This window comes from Apilactobacillus micheneri (genome assembly GCF_006493595.1).
GTDB lineage: Bacteria > Bacillota > Bacilli > Lactobacillales > Lactobacillaceae > Apilactobacillus > Apilactobacillus micheneri.
The window spans coordinates 1-16,753 of record NZ_QUBI01000004.1; the positions used below are offsets into that span (position 1 = coordinate 1).

16 protein-coding genes are annotated in these 16,753 nt (G+C 28.7%); 13 read left to right on the top strand and 3 right to left on the bottom strand.

Going from position 1 to position 16,753, the window contains the following annotated elements:
• From DY123_RS05090 to DY123_RS05115, 7 genes are all read left to right on the top strand, one after another.
• On the top strand, positions 1–273 hold a 273-nt coding region (locus DY123_RS05090), incomplete at its 5' end, for an IS3 family transposase (protein WP_140936312.1).
• A 160-nt stretch (positions 274–433) separates the two neighbouring features.
• Positions 434–556 carry a hypothetical protein gene (locus tag DY123_RS07690; protein ID WP_263854113.1) on the top strand — a complete coding sequence of 41 codons (123 nt, stop codon included), beginning with the start codon at positions 434–436 and terminating at the stop codon, positions 554–556.
• Between the two features lie 24 nt (positions 557–580).
• On the top strand, positions 581–2,131 hold the full coding sequence (locus DY123_RS05095; protein ID WP_140934556.1) for a glycoside hydrolase family 73 protein: 1,551 nt from the start codon (positions 581–583) through the stop codon (positions 2,129–2,131).
• A gap of 87 nt (positions 2,132–2,218) precedes the next feature.
• Complete coding sequence (locus tag DY123_RS05100; RefSeq protein ID WP_140924238.1) at positions 2,219–3,343, top strand: ABC transporter ATP-binding protein; 1,125 nt, start codon at positions 2,219–2,221, stop codon at positions 3,341–3,343.
• 47 nt (positions 3,344–3,390) lie between these two features.
• Positions 3,391–3,711 carry a hypothetical protein gene (locus tag DY123_RS05105; RefSeq protein ID WP_105964903.1) on the top strand — a complete coding sequence of 107 codons (321 nt, stop codon included), beginning with the start codon at positions 3,391–3,393 and terminating at the stop codon, positions 3,709–3,711.
• A 220-nt stretch (positions 3,712–3,931) separates the two neighbouring features.
• On the top strand, positions 3,932–5,074 hold the full coding sequence (locus DY123_RS05110) for a cation:proton antiporter (protein ID WP_140934557.1): 1,143 nt from the start codon (positions 3,932–3,934) through the stop codon (positions 5,072–5,074).
• A gap of 25 nt (positions 5,075–5,099) precedes the next feature.
• A complete protein-coding gene (locus DY123_RS05115; RefSeq protein ID WP_140936429.1) occupies positions 5,100–5,336 on the top strand; it encodes a hypothetical protein in 237 nt (78 codons plus the stop codon).
• A 45-nt stretch (positions 5,337–5,381) separates the two neighbouring features.
• Here DY123_RS05115 and DY123_RS05120 read toward each other — a convergent pair whose 3' ends face one another.
• Positions 5,382–7,415: a KUP/HAK/KT family potassium transporter gene (locus DY123_RS05120; protein WP_140924242.1), complete on the bottom strand. Its 2,034-nt coding sequence runs from the start codon at positions 7,413–7,415 to the stop codon at positions 5,382–5,384.
• A gap of 168 nt (positions 7,416–7,583) precedes the next feature.
• Between DY123_RS05120 and DY123_RS05125 the strand changes: the two genes are divergently transcribed.
• The 3 genes from DY123_RS05125 (at position 7,584) to DY123_RS05135 (ending at position 10,288) form a co-directional block, all read left to right on the top strand.
• The gene (locus tag DY123_RS05125) at positions 7,584–8,681 is read left to right on the top strand and encodes an SLC13 family permease (RefSeq protein ID WP_140934558.1); all 1,098 of its coding nucleotides are present in this window, start codon (positions 7,584–7,586) and stop codon (positions 8,679–8,681) included.
• Positions 8,682–8,755: 74 nt separating this feature from the next.
• The gene (locus DY123_RS05130; protein ID WP_105964898.1) at positions 8,756–9,541 is read left to right on the top strand and encodes a glucose-1-dehydrogenase; all 786 of its coding nucleotides are present in this window, start codon (positions 8,756–8,758) and stop codon (positions 9,539–9,541) included.
• Positions 9,542–9,634: 93 nt separating this feature from the next.
• Positions 9,635–10,288 (top strand): helix-turn-helix domain-containing protein, encoded by a 654-nt coding sequence (locus tag DY123_RS05135; protein WP_140924247.1) that lies wholly within the window; start codon positions 9,635–9,637, stop codon positions 10,286–10,288.
• A gap of 136 nt (positions 10,289–10,424) precedes the next feature.
• Here DY123_RS05135 and DY123_RS05140 read toward each other — a convergent pair whose 3' ends face one another.
• Positions 10,425–11,756, bottom strand: a complete 1,332-nt coding sequence (locus DY123_RS05140) for an MFS transporter (protein WP_140924248.1) — start codon at positions 11,754–11,756, stop codon at positions 10,425–10,427.
• A gap of 148 nt (positions 11,757–11,904) precedes the next feature.
• On the opposite strand from DY123_RS05140, the gene DY123_RS05145 reads away from it, so the two are divergent.
• The 3 genes from DY123_RS05145 to DY123_RS05155 all read left to right on the top strand — a co-directional run bounded on the left by DY123_RS05145 (position 11,905) and on the right by DY123_RS05155 (position 15,347).
• Positions 11,905–12,786: a magnesium transporter CorA family protein gene (locus DY123_RS05145; RefSeq protein ID WP_140924250.1), complete on the top strand. Its 882-nt coding sequence runs from the start codon at positions 11,905–11,907 to the stop codon at positions 12,784–12,786.
• 352 nt (positions 12,787–13,138) lie between these two features.
• On the top strand, positions 13,139–14,014 hold the full coding sequence (locus DY123_RS05150; RefSeq protein WP_140924252.1) for a GRP family sugar transporter: 876 nt from the start codon (positions 13,139–13,141) through the stop codon (positions 14,012–14,014).
• 136 nt (positions 14,015–14,150) lie between these two features.
• Positions 14,151–15,347, top strand: coding sequence for an aminotransferase-like domain-containing protein (locus DY123_RS05155; RefSeq protein WP_140936430.1), 1,197 nt, complete (start codon positions 14,151–14,153; stop codon positions 15,345–15,347).
• 40 nt (positions 15,348–15,387) lie between these two features.
• On the opposite strand, the gene DY123_RS05160 is transcribed toward DY123_RS05155, so the two are convergent.
• The gene (locus DY123_RS05160; RefSeq protein WP_140924255.1) at positions 15,388–16,608 is read right to left on the bottom strand and encodes an NRAMP family divalent metal transporter; all 1,221 of its coding nucleotides are present in this window, start codon (positions 16,606–16,608) and stop codon (positions 15,388–15,390) included.
• Between the last annotated feature and the right edge of the window lie 145 nt (positions 16,609–16,753).

Genomic DNA, 16,753 nt, shown 5'->3' on the forward strand with positions numbered 1-16,753 from the left:
TATCAAAATAATAAATGGCAGAGACTATTAAAGAATAATCATATATTTCAATCCATGTCCCGTAAAGGGACATGCTTAGATAATGCTCAAATGGAATCTTTCTTTCATATTATGAAAACAGAAGTCATGAATGTTAATTATGAAACAAAAGATTCGTTAATTAAAACAATGAAAAATTGGATTAAATACTATAATAAATATAGAATTAAAACAAAATTAGGAGGTAAAGCTCCGAAAGAATATCGGGAACTTTACCTCCTAGAAAATAAATAGTTGTTTCGTTTTAAGGGTTCACATCACCTAATGCTTTTTATTATATAAATGTTTTTGTTTTGTAATAACGATTTATACCTAGTGATGTTATAATTTTATTTAAGGGTATATAAATATTTATCTTATTAATGTTATAATACCGAAGATTGGAGTTCAATTTATGAAATTTACTAAAAAAAGACCAAACAATGCTAAGTCACAAGCTAAAAAAGATAAGACTTGGGAAAAATTTAAAAATCAACAAAATAAATTAAGCGCAGATAAGCGTGGCATAAGAAGATAATATACATAAACATGGAGGAAGATTATGCGAAACAAAAATATTGCAAAGGCTTTTCTATCAGTTATGACTGTTAGTGCAGTTATGACTTCTTTTAAAGTGTTAGATGTTAATGCAGATGATAATAATCAATCCAATAATTCTAGTGTGGATGTTACTAATACTAATAATGTAAGCGTTATTTCTAGTGAATTAAATAGTCAAAATTTTTTTGATAAACTTGGTCCATTAGCACAAAGAATTGCTAATAAAAATGATTTATATCCTTCATTATTACTTGCACAAGCAGCTTTAGAAAGTGCTTATGGACAAAGTTCTTTAACCCAAAGCAGTAATAACTTATTTGGAATTAAAGCTACAAATGGTCAAGGTATTAACACCCCAACTACTGAATTTAGTAACGGAAGTAGTTATACAACAAATTCTACTTTTAGTACTTATCCTGATTTATTAAGTAGTCTACAGGGCTATGCTGATTTCCTAAACAATAATATTAGATATTCAAATGTTCATCGATCCATGGCTCCAACAGTTGAGCAAGCTGCTATTAATATTCAAACTGATGGATATGCTACTGATCCAGCTTATTCAAATAAATTAATTTCATTTATTAATCAAAATAATTTAAAAACTTACGATTCTGGTTCAGTTCCATCTAATAACAATCAAGATAATAACACACAAAACAATATTAACAATCAAAACAATATTAACACTCAAAATAATAATTCTAATCAATCACAACCAACACAACCAGCAACACGACCTGAACAACCTAAAAAAGAAAACATTACTAAGTATGTTGGATCAGATGGTAAAGAAACTTTCAAATTATCCAATAAATATAGAACATATAAATTATATAATCATGTAAAGGGAACTACTCGTAATATTAGGTCTTATGGTTGGAATAAATCTTTAAATTCCAGTAAGAAGGTATTTGTTGATTGTTTGGGAATTCGTAATTATGGTAAAAATGAATCTAAATGGTATCGAATTAGACTATCGGATCACTCAAAGAAAAAATATTGGGTATATTCAAAGGCCTTAGAGATGCCTAAAGTTAATTATATTAAAGAAAATAAAGAAGTTACTGTAAATACTAATACTCATAGCAATGTTTATAATCATGTATATAATTCACCATATTTGAGTAAAAAGGTTAAGGAAAATAAGGATTTGGTTGATGACAGCTATCATACTAGTGTGAAAGCCATCATTAATAATGATGGAGTAAGAACAGAATGGTATCGAATCTATATTCCAGGAACTGGTAATGCTTGGATTAAGTCAAAAGATTTATCAAATATAACCAGACATAAAGAATTTAAAAATAATTATAATAACAAGTCTGGATATGCTTACCTTAACAATTATGGTAAATATCGTCTTTATAATGATATGCCAGGGTCATCTAAGAAAGCAAAAGTTACTAATTGGGATGACGTAAAAGTACCTAGTGATTATTTAATTACTTATGATAAATCAGGTGTAAAAGGTAAAGATAACACCAATTGGTACCGTATTAACTTAAATAATAAAAACTATTGGATTGCATCAGGGGCTTTAAAGTTTTAGTTTAGCTTTTTAGTTATACTTTGATTTGATATAATATTCTTGTAGTTTTATAATAAACAATTGAATAAAATTTTAGGAAGTATAAAAATGACAGAAGATTATAAAATTAGGGTTCAAAATGTAACAAAAGAATATGACTTATTTAAAACTCAAGCTGATAAATTAAAATCATTTTTTTCGATTAAAACTAATGTACCTCATTTTTGGTCTTTAATGGGAATTTCTTTTGATGTCAAACCAGGAGAAACTTTAGGATTAATTGGGGTTAATGGTTCAGGTAAATCCACTATATCAAATATAATATCTGGTATTATTCCACAAACTAGTGGTTTTGTTGATGTTAGAGGAGATACATCAATTGTTGCAATTAGTGCTGGTTTAAGAAAAAATTTAACTGGTCGTGAAAATATTAGATTAAAATCCTTAATGCAGGGTCTTACTAATAATCAAATTGATAATATGATGGATGATATTATTTCTTTTGCTGATATTGGTGATTTCGTTGATCAACCGGTTAAAAGTTATTCAAGTGGTATGAGATCTAGATTAGGATTCTCAATTGCTGTTCATATTAAGCCTGATATTTTGATCATCGATGAAGCACTATCTGTTGGGGATGATACATTTTATCAAAAATGTGTTGATAAAATTGCTGGTTTTAAAGCTGAAGGTAAAACCATTATTTTTGTTAGTCATTCTTTAAGACAAATTGAATTGCTTTGTGATCGTGTTGCCTGGATTAATTATGGTGAATTAAAAACTATCGGTAAAACTAAGGATGTTACTAAGAAATATCGTGAATTTACTAAATGGTTTAAAGGTCTATCCAAACAACAAAAAGTTGATTTTGAAACTGATAAAAAGCAAATTCAAAAAGACTTTGATATTAATAAATATCAAAATAAGGTAATTGAAACTGAACAAAAAGAACATCCTGATGAAAAAAGGGTAGCTGCAAAAATAAAGAAACGTTTCTATAGTTCTGTTATTAGTGAAAAAATGCCCAAATTAACGGTTGCATTTACTTGGTTGGTTGTTTTTGCAACTATGTTTTTCTGTTTAGTAAATATTTCTGGTCATTCGATTAGTCATATTGTTAAAAATCCTTCTTCAATTGTAAAACCTTCAAAAACATTGAAGTTACCTGGTAAATTAGAACAGGCATCAGGTATAAAAAAACATCATAAAACTCAAAAAATGAGTGTAAAATAATAAAAAATCCGTTTATGCGGATTTTTTTAGTAAGGAGATATTATGTAATGTCTGAAGAATATAAAAGTGATGAAACATTAGATTTAATTGAACAAATTACTAGGCTAGATGGAAGCAAGTATATGGAAATCAGTAACATGGTGCAGAACGGTCGAGCTGAATTAGCTGCAGAGAAAGGATTTATTAAAGAAGTTAGAATCCTTCAATTAAATATTCCTCATTCTGATCATGTTGCAAATTATGAAGACTATATTAACAAAAATTATACGATGCCAGATGAAAATTTAGATCATTTTGAAGAATGGAAAAAGAACGACGAAATGAAACAAGAAGTTCAAATGATTCTGAAAGAAAATCACGTTGGATAAAAAAGACTGCTGAAAGAATCAGCAGCCTTTTATATTATGTGTCCACTCATATGTTACAGAAAATAATAGCAAGAAAAAATTAAGTAACATTTAGTGGTGAATTTGAATATGTATTTATAATTATAACGTAAATTATTAAGTAGTTCAATGTAAGATTATAGACAATTAGTTATGTTAATATATTAGATAATTATATGTTTTTTTAAGGGAGAGGAGTTATTTGAATTATTTAATTGAACTAATTTTAATTTTAGTTTTTACAATAATATTTGGTAAGCTATTTCAAAAATTTGGTTTACCAGGGGTAGTGGGACAATTAATTAGTGGAGTATTTTTGGGACCATCAATCTTAAATATTGTTCATACTGGATCTATAATTAGTGTTTTTTCAGACATTGGCGTCATTATATTGATGTTTATTGCTGGATTAGAAAGTAATTTAGATCTATTAAAAAAATATTTAAAACCTAGTTTATTGGTTGCAATTTTAGGAATTATAGCACCTATCTTGTTCATGTACATTGCCGGTATTATGCATCATTTTTCTAATGTAGAAAGTTTGTTTATTGGAATTATTTTTGCGGCTACTTCTGTTTCTATATCGGTTGAAGTTTTGAGAGAAATGAAAGAACTAGATAGCGTTGAGGGAATCACTATTTTAGGCGCTGCAGTAGCCGATGATGTTTTATCAATCTTGGCTTTGAGCTTTGCAGTATCTTTCTTTGGAGTTAGTGATGATAATAATACTAATATTATTATCACTATCTTACTTCAAATTGGTTTCTTTATCCTTGTTTATGTTTTATATAAAGTAATTACCAAATGGTTAAATCTTTTTATAAAAAAATTTAATGTAGGAATCGCTGAAATTGCTATGATTACATGCCTAGCGTTCTCTTATTTGGCTGAAGAAACATCTTTAAGTACCATTACTGGAGCTTTTTTTGCTGGTATTATATTTAGTCGTACTGATTTTAAAAAGGATATATCTAATAAATTTGAAAATATTGGATATTCATTATTTATTCCAGTTTTTTTTGCTAATGTAGGATTAAATATGGAGCTAAGCGGGATTGTAAATAATTTATTAATTTTTGTTATATTTACTGTATTAGCAGTTATAACTAAATTCTTTGGCGCAATGTTGGGTGCTAAAATAAGTAAATTCAATTCGATATCTTCAATGGAAATTGGTGCTGGAATGATTAGTAGGGGTGAAGTTGGACTCATTATAGCTGGCATTGGATTAAATGCTCATTTGATTAGTGAAGGTTATTATTCAACTATAATTGCTTCAATAGTTGCTACAACCTTAATAGCACCTATCATTTTAAGAAAAATTATTTTAATAAAGAAGAGATGATACAATGAATTCATTCACTAAGGAAATGTTACTTAATTTAGGATTATTGGTATTTCCATTTATATTTATCATAAGTGGAATAAGTGATTCATCACCGGTCTTATATATTGGTATTATGCTGTTAGGAATTATTTGTATATTGATGGCACCAATATACGTTTATTATTGGTTTAACAATCCTAAGGGCCTTTGGTATCGAAAAACACTTGCTATTGTTTATATTGTTGTATTATTAGCATGTATCAATTCATATATTTTTTAGCAATAAAAAAAGATTTACCAACTTAATGGTAAATCTTTTTATTTACTATTTTTTTCTAGAATGAATTGAATGATATATCTTTCTTTGTACTAAATATTGATCATGTTGCATTGTTATAAATAATGGTGAAGACTCTTCAATTACATTACTGAATTCTAATCCATACCATGAAATAGGAGAAGCAGTAATATTTTGTAAGAATATTCTTCCAGAAATTAGTTGACGATCAAAGGCATTAATTTCAGAATTCAATGCTAAATCAGAAGGTCTTTCATTAATAATAACAAATTTAAAATCACCAACATTACCAGGAACATTAGTTGATGAGTAATGTTGCTTTTGTGGATCAATTACGCCTTGTTCTATTAGGTAATGAACTATTTGATGTAGATAAATACTTACACTTTGTTGTTTTCTAAAACCTAAGTAAAGTTGAATATCTACAACATTCTTAGTATCTAATAAATCAACAGTATAATTACTTTCGTAAGGATTATTAGTTTCATTAACCGTTACAAACCAATAAACTTTGGCACGTTTAGGTTCTTTATCTAGAATAGAATACATAGTACTACGTTTGATTTGATAATCATTCTTGATTTTAGTCATATAAACTAAGTTAGAAGTATACAAAGGAATTGAATCATCATTACTTAATTCTGATAATTGTTTACGATAATCCAATAATGAAACATATTCACTTTCTTTTTCATAATGATCACGACGTTTGTTACCGAAGTACCAAAGAATCATAACCAATAAAATAGAAAGCATAATAATTAGGGTTACATATCCACCATGCACGAATTTAACAACACTTGCTAAGAAGAATGTAAATTCTATTACTGCAAAGAATAGCGCAATGAAAAATGCAAAGACACGTTTAATCTTGGATGACAAGAATTCAAATAATAATAAAGTAGTCATTAACATCGTAATTGTAATTGCTAATCCGTAAGCTGATTCCATCCGTTCTGAACTTCTGAAGAACCATAATACAATAAATGTAACTATACATAAGAACCAATTGACAGTTGCAATATAGATTTGACTTCTTACATTACTTGGATGCTTAACAATCATTCGAGGTAAGAACTTCAAACCAATTGCTTCATCTACTAATGTAAATGATCCTGTAATTAATGCTTGTGATGCAATAATAGCTGCTAATGCCGCAATTGCAATTGCAAATCCACGTAAACTACTTGGTAACATATCATAAAATGGATTTAAATTTTTTAATCCGGCAAATGCAGGATTATGGGAATTTTTAATAATCCAAGCACCTTGACCTAAATAGTTAAGAATTAATGAAATATATACAAATGGCCAAGTACCATATATGTTCTTTTTACCAACATGTCCCATATCAGAATATAATGCTTCAGCACCAGTGGTTGCAAGAAAAATACTACCTAAAATAAAAATACCCGATTTATTAGTAGGGCTAAATAGAATTCTTACAGCATAGATTGGATTAAAAGCCTTTAGAATCATAGGATAATGTAATAAATTAATAATCCCCATAATTGCTAAAAATGAGAACCAAACTAGCATAACAGGTCCAAAAGAATTTCCAATAATTCCAGTCCCAAACCTTTGAATAATAAATAGAACTAATAATACACAAGATGTAATTATTACAACATCTTGTTGGGAATTACTGAAAGAGATGGCCCCAAATGATTGTCCCTTCAAACCTTCAACAGCAGAAGTTACGGTAACCGCAGGAGTTAGAGTACCATCAGCTAAAAGGGCAGCTCCACCAATTAAAGCTGGCCAAACTAACCACTTTGCTCGACGCCTTACTAATGCATAAAGAGCAAAAATACCACCTTCACCGTTGTTATCGGCTTTCATTGTAATTAAGACATATTTCACTGTAGTAATAATCATAAGGGTCCAAATTATTAGTGAAATAGATCCTACAATGTAATCTGGAGTAATGTCAGACATTTTTCCAGCGTCACCGATAATTGCATTCATTACATACAAAGGTGATGTACCAATATCACCATAAACAATACCCAATGTGATTAACATTCCGGCAAAGGATAGCTTATCAAATTTAGCTTTCATAACTAAATCCTCCAAATAAATATAAAATTTTATGTAATTTTTACCTAATAGAATACAACATACCACTAAATAGGCACACTTTAAAGAAAAAGTATAAAATATTAGAATAAATGTTAAATTATATATAAAGATAAAAAATTGCAATTAAAAAATGGGATGAATTTATAAATGAATAAAATTAAAAATAATATTTTTGACGACCCAATACTTAAAATTGTTATCGTAATACTCATTCTAATGTTTTTTATTGGCACTCCTAGAATGAATGATATTAATTTTACTACCATTATATCTTTATTTACTATGATGATGTTAGTTTCAATTATTAAATATCTAAATATTTTAAAATTCTTTAGCAATTATATAATTAACATTTCCCATAGTACTCGACAAATAGTTTCTTTGATGACAATATTTTCTTTTCTGGGGTCCATGCTAGTCACAAATGATATCGCAATTATCACTTTAGTACCTTTATATATAGAAATTGCTTATACACAAAAATTATCAATTCCATATCCGGTAACATTGATTACAATTGCTTCTAACTTAGGTAGTTCTGTAACTCCATTCGGTAATCCACAAAATGTATTTTTATTGTCATATTATCATTTATCAATTAATCAATTTTTTAATCCAGCTTTCATAATTCTATTATTAGGAATGTTTATTTTAGGGTGTCTGGTATTATTTGTAAAAAATAAAAAAATTAATGCAAACGATTTATCAAAAATTAACTTGGATTACAAAAAATGTTTGCCAGTTATTATATTAATAATCTTTATCTTTCTTGGCATATTTGAGGTAATTAATTTATGGATTCCTTTTGCAATAACCCTAATTTATGGAACTTATATTAATCGTTCAACAATTACTGATGTAGATTATTCATTATTACTATCTTTTGTTGGATTCTTTTTGATTGTTGGTATTTTAAGTCGCAACCAATTAGTTATTGGTAGCTTGAATCATTTACTGAATACATCACATCAAGTATTTTTTTCGGGGGCATTAATTAGTCAAATCATTAGTAATGTGCCAGGAGCAGTCTTGATTGCAAAATTTACTAATGATTTTTATCCATTATATTTAGGTGTTAATATTGGCGGATTAGGTAGCTTAGTTGCATCTTTAGCAAATTTATTAGCTTTTAAGCAAGTTCAAGCATATGCAAATAAAAGTAGTTGGCAATTTTTAAAAATTTTCACTTTGAATAATATTATGTTGTTAATATTATCAATAATATTAATCAGTTTTATAATATAGAAACAAATTATTAACGTTTTTTTATAATGTATGTAATAATTTAAATAGTTAATAATTAGAGAGGAATGATTTTAATGTATACAGATCTTAAGGGAAAAGTTGCAGTTGTTACTGGTGCTTCAAAAGGTATTGGTAATGCTGTTGCTACTCGTTTAGCAAATGAAAACATGAAGTTAGTATTTAATTATAATTCTGACGAAGCAGGAGCTCAAAAAGCTGTTGATCAAATTAAGCATGAAGGTGGAGACGCTGTTGCCGTTCAAGCTAATGTTGCTAAAGAAGAAGATATTCAAAAGTTAGTAGATACTGCTGTTGAACATTTTGGAACTTTAGACTTATGGATTAATAATGCTGGTATGGAAAAAGAAGCTCCAACTCATGAATTATCATTAGATGATTGGAACAAGGTTATTAATGTTAACTTAACAGGTACTTTCTTAGGTACTAAAGCTGCTTTAAATTATTTCTTAGATAATAATAAACAAGGTAACATTATTAACATGTCTTCAGTTCATCAACAAATTTCATGGCCACATTTTGCTGACTATGCAGCATCAAAGGGTGGTAGTAAATTACTTACTGAAACAGTTGCTAAGGAATATGCTGAAAAGAATATTCGTGTAAATGCAATTGCTCCAGGTGCAATTAATACACCAATTAATGCTAAAAAGTTTGCTGATCCAAAGACCTATGCAGAAACTGCTGAATTAGTTCCAATGGGTCGTATTGGTAAGCCAAATGAAGTTGCTGCTGCAGCTGCTTGGTTAGCATCTGATGAATCATCATATGTAACTGGTGACACAATCTTTGTTGATGGTGGTATGAAGTTATATCCAGCATTTAATAATGGTCGTGGATAAAATTAAAAATAATCTTATTATATAAAAAAGGTTCACTTGAAGTGACCCCCAAAAGTTGGACAAGAAATTGTTCAATATTTTGGGGGTCATTTTTTGGTTAAATTTAGTTATGAATTTAAATTAAATGTTGTTTTAGAATATCTACAAGGATATGGTTCAACTTATCTTTGTAAAAAATATAATATTGTGAATAATAGTACTGTTTTGCTATGGATTAATATGTATAAAGCTTACGGCTTAAAGGGTTTAATTGTAAGAAATTATGGTAAAGCGTATTCTGGTGAGTATAAAATAAAAGTGCTGAATTGGATGCACACCCACCACAAGTCGTATCCAGAAACAGCACTTCAATTCAATATATCTGCCAGTAGTACTATCTTCACTTGGCAGAGAAGAATGGAGACCAAAGGCATACGATCATTGTACAACAAACGTGGCCGTCCTAAAATGAAGAAAACTAAATCAATCATAAACGCACATCAAAAAGCTTTAGCTAAAAAATATATGGTTAAATATCATTATGAAAAAATTAAAATTGAAAATAATAATAGTAGTCAATTTGTTTGTGTAAACAAACTTATTCATCAATTAAAGAATTTCTCCAAGATCTATATTTTAAAGATTATTGAGTATCCTCGGAGTCTTTATTATTATAATCTTAAGAAAGCTACGCTTTCTTTAAATAAATATGGTATTGAAAAGCAAATAAAAACAATCCTTAATCCATGCCATGAAAGCATGGATTAAGGATTACAATAATAATAGAATAAAAGAAAAACTAGGATACCAATCACCAAATCAATATTTGGGATTAATATCCTAGTAAAAGTTGTCCAACTTTTGGGGTTCACATCAACTGATTATTGGATTCAGTTGAACCTTTTTATAGCGCTTTAAACCCAAAATCTTTGGGTTGTATTAGAACTTCAATAATTGGATATATCATTAAAATTCCTAAAAAGATAAACCCATATTCATATGCGATATTAACACTTACAAAAGTTGATACTGCAGATACAATTACTGAAATAAGTGAAACTCCTAATCCCTGTGCCATGGTCTGTAATACTGAACTTAGAGTATTAGCAGAATTTCTTTCATCCATTGGAATTTCTGAAAAGGTGACCGCATTATAGCAAGTTAGTGCCAAAGATCGGCCACAACCAGATAACAATGCTAATAATGCAATAATTATACCACTTGTATTTGGACGGACTAATGCAATTAATGCAGTACTAATAGCAACGGTAATTAATGCTAAAATTAATGACCATTTATATTTAATTGCTTTAATTATTATATTGGTAAATGGTTTGATTCCGATATTACCTATAAATACAAAAATTACATAGTATCCAGCAGTTAATGCGGACCAATGGAATACAGTTTGTAAATAGATAGTTAATAAATATGGTAATGCACCGACAGATAGCCATAAAAAGGTTCCGCCAGTTTGATAAATTCGAAATGAACTGACTTTTAAAGCCTTTATTTCAAATAATGGTTCTTTTGTTTTTGATAAATGGTATCCAACTAATAAAATCATTAACAAGCCAATTATTACTAAAATACCTGATAACTTCCATAAATGTTTACCATAAGTTGCTATTTCTGCACCAATTAAAATTAGTCCAGATGACATAGCAATCTCAATAAAACCTAACAAATCAAATTTACTGCGTATCTTATTATCATCTTTTTCGATTAATTCATTTCCAATGATTACGGCAATCAAACCAATAGGAATATTAAGCAAGAAAATCCACTGCCAACTAAGATATTTAACAATAAATCCTCCTAACATTGGTGCGATTGCAGGTGCAATTAAAGCAGGCCAAACTAAATAATTGGCCATTTTTAGTAATTGATTAGATGGAGTCTTTTCTAACATAATTAATCTAGCAGTGGGGGTCATTAATGAACCAGCAAAACCTTGTACAAAACGACTGATTAGTAGGAAAGAAAATGTTGGAGCAACGGCATCTCCTAGTGAACTAAGTACAAATAATGAGGTTGCTAACATCCAAGCATTTTTTTTACCAATTCTTTTGGCAATCCATCCACTTAATGGGATGAAAATAGCCATGGTAATAAAATAAATACTAACAGTTAAAGACAATGAATTAGTTGGGACATCCAAACTTTTACCAATATATGGTAGGGCAGTTGTTAAAATAGTTGCATCTAAAAATTGCATAAATAAGCTTGATGCCATTAAAATAGCTACTTTTTTATAATTATTAATATTAAGCCAAATCCTTTCTTCATAATGATAAAAACATATATAATATATTGTATCAGTACTTAAATTTTACTATCAATTATTTAAGTTAAAATAATTATACAAAAATGAGGGATTATCTTTGAAGAAGGTACATAAATTAATTGATTCAACTTGGATTGAATTGGTTGATGCTAACACTAAAGAGGTAGTTAACACAATTGATGATTATAAATTACCTAACATCCTAAAAGGATACATGCTTGATCGACATGAACATTCTCGTTTTGAATATGATTCTGTAAAAAAATATTCAGTTTTGATTGCACGTGCATTGATAAGCGGACAAGATGAAAATGTTGATACTTCACCAGTAGTTGCTGCATTCACTGAAGATGTTATTATAACTAAAAGTGATTCTAGATATCGTGTTAAACAACAAAGTAGTTGTAATAAATTTGATGTTATTTTTAGTATCTTAGAAAGAATTAATAAGCCATACATGAATAAATTAGATGAAATCAACGAAGATGTTGAACATTTACAAGGACTACGTAAAACTGTTAATAATAAACAACTTAATGAAATTGCTATTTTAAAAAATGACTTAGTCTACTTAAAATCATCTACAGCTGCTAATATTATGGCTATTAATCAATTACAAAAATCTAGTGATAATTTTGTAGTTCCAATTACCTTTAATAATCATCAAGATCAGCATATTGATGATGTTGTTGTTGAATATAGTGAATGTAAATATATGTTTGACGTTAATGATGAAATTGTTAGTCAAATTGAAGATACTTACAGTAATATTATTAATAATAATTTAAATGAGACCATGAAAATTCTTACTATTTGGTCTTTAATTTTGGCAATTCCACCAATTATTAGTGGATTTTATGGTATGAATGTTGGATTGCCTTTTGCTAATAGTAGTTGGTCTTGGTTATTTACAGTATTTATTACATTTGCGATCATTTATCTAATGATGCATTATTTAAGAAAGCATCATGATTTATAATTATTTCAAAACAAACTCAGTTTGATTATCTGGGTTTGTTCTTTTTATTACTTGATTTTGATTTTTAGTGTTAATGAATGAAGTAAATAAAATTAATGATATAGCAGTTATTAAAATCAATTTTTTTATTATCCTTTTTTTCATTTAAATCACTTCCATATATTTTTTTATTTATTTTAAATAGAGATACTTAAAAATAACTTAAATGAAAATTAATGAAAGCGCTTTACTAAAATCAATTCCAAATGTATAATAATAAATATGCAAAATGATATATAGCTTTTATTTAACTTTAATTATAAAGAAGTGCATAATTAATTTTGTAATCAAATGAGAAAGAAGTGTTTCTAATATGAGTTTGAATATTTTAATCGGAATACTTCCCGCGTTATTGTGGGGGGTTGGACCTCTAATTGCCACTAAAGTTGGTGGTCGTCCAATTGAACAAGTTATGGGTACTGGATATGGACAAGTTATTGTTGGACTAATAATTTATGCATTTACTAGACCATCAATCTCTTTCCAAGAATTTTTATGGCCTTTCTTAGGTGGAATGGCTTGGTCATTTGCTCAGTTTACTCAATTTAGTTCTTTCCAAAAAATGAATGTTTCTTCAGCAATGCCTATTTCAACAGGATTGCAATTAATTGAAATCCCATTATGTGGTGTTATTTTTTGGGGTGAATGGGGATCTCTTGATGCTAAAACAATTGGTTTTATCAGTATCGCTCTATTAATCATTGGAGTATTTTCTACTAGTTACGTTGATAAATCAGTTTCTAGAGTTAAGATGGATTATAAAGCTGGTATTCCATTGTTACTTATTGGATCATTAGGTTACACAGCTTGTTCTGTATTCCCTAGAATTCCAAATGCTTCTGGAATTGTTGGATTACTACCTCAAACAATTGGTATGTGTTTAGGTGCTATTGTTATTTCATTTATAATGAATGGTAAGAGTAGTGTACAATTAATGAAATCTAAGTTTACTATTAAGAATGGAATTATTGGACTATTAGGTGGTTTAGGTACCTTGGCATACTTAACCTCATTAAGTCTAAATGGTGTTGCAACTTCATTCCCATTAACTCAGATGAATGTTGTTGTTTCAACACTAGGTGGTTTATTAATCTTAAAAGAACACAAAAACAGAAAAGAATTATTATTCACAATCGTTGGATTGATTTTAATTGTATTTGCTGCCGTTATGATTGGTAGATTATCATAATTTAAATTATTTATAAAAAAGACTGATTTTTATGATCAGTCTTTTTTGTATTGGAATATCATTAAAAAAATATTAATTTATTTTAATTGTTATGTTATTATTATTCATAATATAAGAATGAATGGAGTGAAGTATTATGGATTTTAAGTTTTCAAATCGCGTACCCAAACACAACAATGATGTGGTAGGTGAAATTTTAAAGGTAGCTGGGGATCCTAAAATTATTTCATTTGCTGGAGGCCTACCTGCTCCAGAATTATTTCCAGTAAATGAAATGAAAAAAGCATCTGACAAAGTTTTTGAAAAACATGGCCAAGATGCTTTACAGTATACTGCATCCATTGGTAATTCGAAATTAAGACAATTAGTAGCTAAGCGAATGTATTCTCATAAACATATTAACTGTAAATCATCAAATATTTGTATTACTACTGGATCCGAACAATCTATTGATTTAATTTCTAAGATGATGATTAATCAGGATGATGTGGTTTTAGTTGAAAAACCTACATATCTATGTGCATTGGATGTATTTAGAAGTTATGGAGCTAAAATTGTTGGTGTAGATATGGACGAAAATGGAATGAAAATTGATGTTCTAGAAGCATCCTTGAAAAAATATCCAAATGCAAAGCTTATTTATACTATTCCCAATTTTCAAAATCCAACTGGACGAACAATGCCTACCAACCGTAGGAAAAATGTCGCTGATTTAGCAAGAAAATATGATGTTATGGTAATGGAAGATGATCCATATGGTGAAATTCGTTATTCGGGAAAATCTATTGATCCAATTAAACATTTTGATAAAGATGGGCATGTCATCTATATGAGTACTTTTTCTAAAATATTGGCTCCAGGAATGCGCTTAGGTTGGATTATTGCTGATGAAAAATTTGTAGATATGTTTGTTGTAATGAAGCAATCTGCAGATTTGCATTCAGATAATTTATCCCAATATATTGTTGCTCAGTATATGGAGGATAATAACTTAGATCTTCATATTCAAAGAATTCGCGATGCTTATCATCGTCGTGCATCAATGATGTTAAAAGAAATTGATAAACAATTTCCAAGAGGTGTTAAGCATAGTAATCCAGAAGGCGGGATGTTTATCTGGGTTGAAGTACCTGGCAATATTAATACTATGGAATTATTTAAGAATTGTGTTAAACATAATGTTGCTTTTGTTCCAGGAGAACCATTTTATCCAGATGAAATTATTCCAGGAACTTTTAGACTAAATTTTTCTAATATGAAAGATGACCAAATTCATGAAGGAATTCATAGAATGGCTGATGCTATCACTGAAATGATGAAAAATAATATGTAAAATAAAAAGGCCTAATATTAGGCCTTTTTTTATGAAATTTTTACCAAAGGTTTAAAGTAGGTCCAATCATATAAATACCAAACATCATAACTATTAAGCAACAAATAATAACCAACCATTTATAAAATCCATGCATTTTGTATTTATTTGGGAGGGCTTTATTTTCTAACATTAATAAAAATCCTAATACAATTGGAGTCATTAAGGCATTTAATACCTCGATAAAAATAGTAATATCAATCATATTTTGCATAAATAAGACCATAATACCGCTAATTAAAAATACAGATACATATATTAAATAAAAATATAAATTTTTACGACTTATTTTGTAATTTAAACTATGAGGAACGTTTAAGACTTCAGTAATTCCCCAGGTACCAGCTAATGCTACAACAATGGCTGCGACAAAGGCACCACCAATAATACTTAGTCCAATTATGATTTTTGCTGTGTTGATACCAGAAAAGTTTCCTAATCCACTAGCTAAATCTGCGACTGAGTTTAATTTTATTATGTTATTTTTGTTTGCTACTATTGCAGCAAATAAAATAATATATCCAATCATAATTGCCTGAGTGATGATGGTACCAATAGCTGTATCATATTTTTCTTCTTTAATCATATTAGGTTTTAATTGTTTATCAATAACAGCACCTTGTTGATAAAATATCATCCACGGCATAATTACTGCACCTACATTCGCAGCAATTAAGTATATGTAATTTAGATCATTTATTGGGAGTTTAATAAATCCGTTTATAATTTGACTTGATGAAGGGTGGACGAAAAACAAACCAATAATAAATACTAATTCGAAAAGGCCAACAGCAATTCCAATATGTTCTACTTTTTTGTAACTGCCATTTAATCCAATTAATGATAATAGAATAATTGCAAATGGAACTGTTACCCATTTAGAAATGCCAAATAATTCACCAACTCCAGCAATCCCTATAAATTCAGTTATTAAAGCGCCAATCACCGATATAAATAAAGTTACGGCTGACAAGTAAGCCCATTTTTTACCAAAATGTTCACGGATTAACTCACCATGCCCTTTTTTAGTAACTATACCTAATCTAACAGTCATTTCTTGTGCCATATATAAAATTGGGATTAAAATAATTTGTGGCAAAATCATAGAATATCCATATTGGGCCCCAGATTGAGCGGCAGTTATTAAGCAACCAGCATCAGTATCTGCTAACATAACAATTAATCCGGGACCAAATATTTTAAGCCATCTTTTTATTTTCATATATTTTTTACTATTTTGTGATTTAATTTCTTCGATATGTAATCGCTCCTAAAAAAGACTAGAGTTACATTTTATCATTTAAAATTTCAGTTAATGAGTCTTTATCTGACTATATTTATGTGATATAAATCTTATTGATATATAT

What these genes read in the sequence shown, in the direction of transcription:
- DY123_RS07690 (WP_263854113.1), top strand. Translation starts at nt 434, where the DNA reads ATGAAATTTACTAAAAAAAGACCAAACAATGCTAAGTCACAAGCTAAA.
- DY123_RS05095 (WP_140934556.1), top strand. Translation starts at nt 581, where the DNA reads ATGCGAAACAAAAATATTGCAAAGGCTTTTCTATCAGTTATGACTGTT.
- DY123_RS05100 (WP_140924238.1), top strand. Translation starts at nt 2,219, where the DNA reads ATGACAGAAGATTATAAAATTAGGGTTCAAAATGTAACAAAAGAATAT.
- DY123_RS05105 (WP_105964903.1), top strand. Translation starts at nt 3,391, where the DNA reads ATGTCTGAAGAATATAAAAGTGATGAAACATTAGATTTAATTGAACAA.
- DY123_RS05115 (WP_140936429.1), top strand. Translation starts at nt 5,100, where the DNA reads ATGTTACTTAATTTAGGATTATTGGTATTTCCATTTATATTTATCATA.
- DY123_RS05120 (WP_140924242.1), bottom strand. Translation starts at nt 7,415, where the DNA reads ATGAAAGCTAAATTTGATAAGCTATCCTTTGCCGGAATGTTAATCACA.
- DY123_RS05125 (WP_140934558.1), top strand. Translation starts at nt 7,584, where the DNA reads ATGAATAAAATTAAAAATAATATTTTTGACGACCCAATACTTAAAATT.
- DY123_RS05130 (WP_105964898.1), top strand. Translation starts at nt 8,756, where the DNA reads ATGTATACAGATCTTAAGGGAAAAGTTGCAGTTGTTACTGGTGCTTCA.
- DY123_RS05140 (WP_140924248.1), bottom strand. Translation starts at nt 11,756, where the DNA reads ATGGCATCAAGCTTATTTATGCAATTTTTAGATGCAACTATTTTAACA.
- DY123_RS05150 (WP_140924252.1), top strand. Translation starts at nt 13,139, where the DNA reads ATGAGTTTGAATATTTTAATCGGAATACTTCCCGCGTTATTGTGGGGG.
- DY123_RS05155 (WP_140936430.1), top strand. Translation starts at nt 14,151, where the DNA reads ATGGATTTTAAGTTTTCAAATCGCGTACCCAAACACAACAATGATGTG.
- DY123_RS05160 (WP_140924255.1), bottom strand. Translation starts at nt 16,608, where the DNA reads ATGAAAATAAAAAGATGGCTTAAAATATTTGGTCCCGGATTAATTGTT.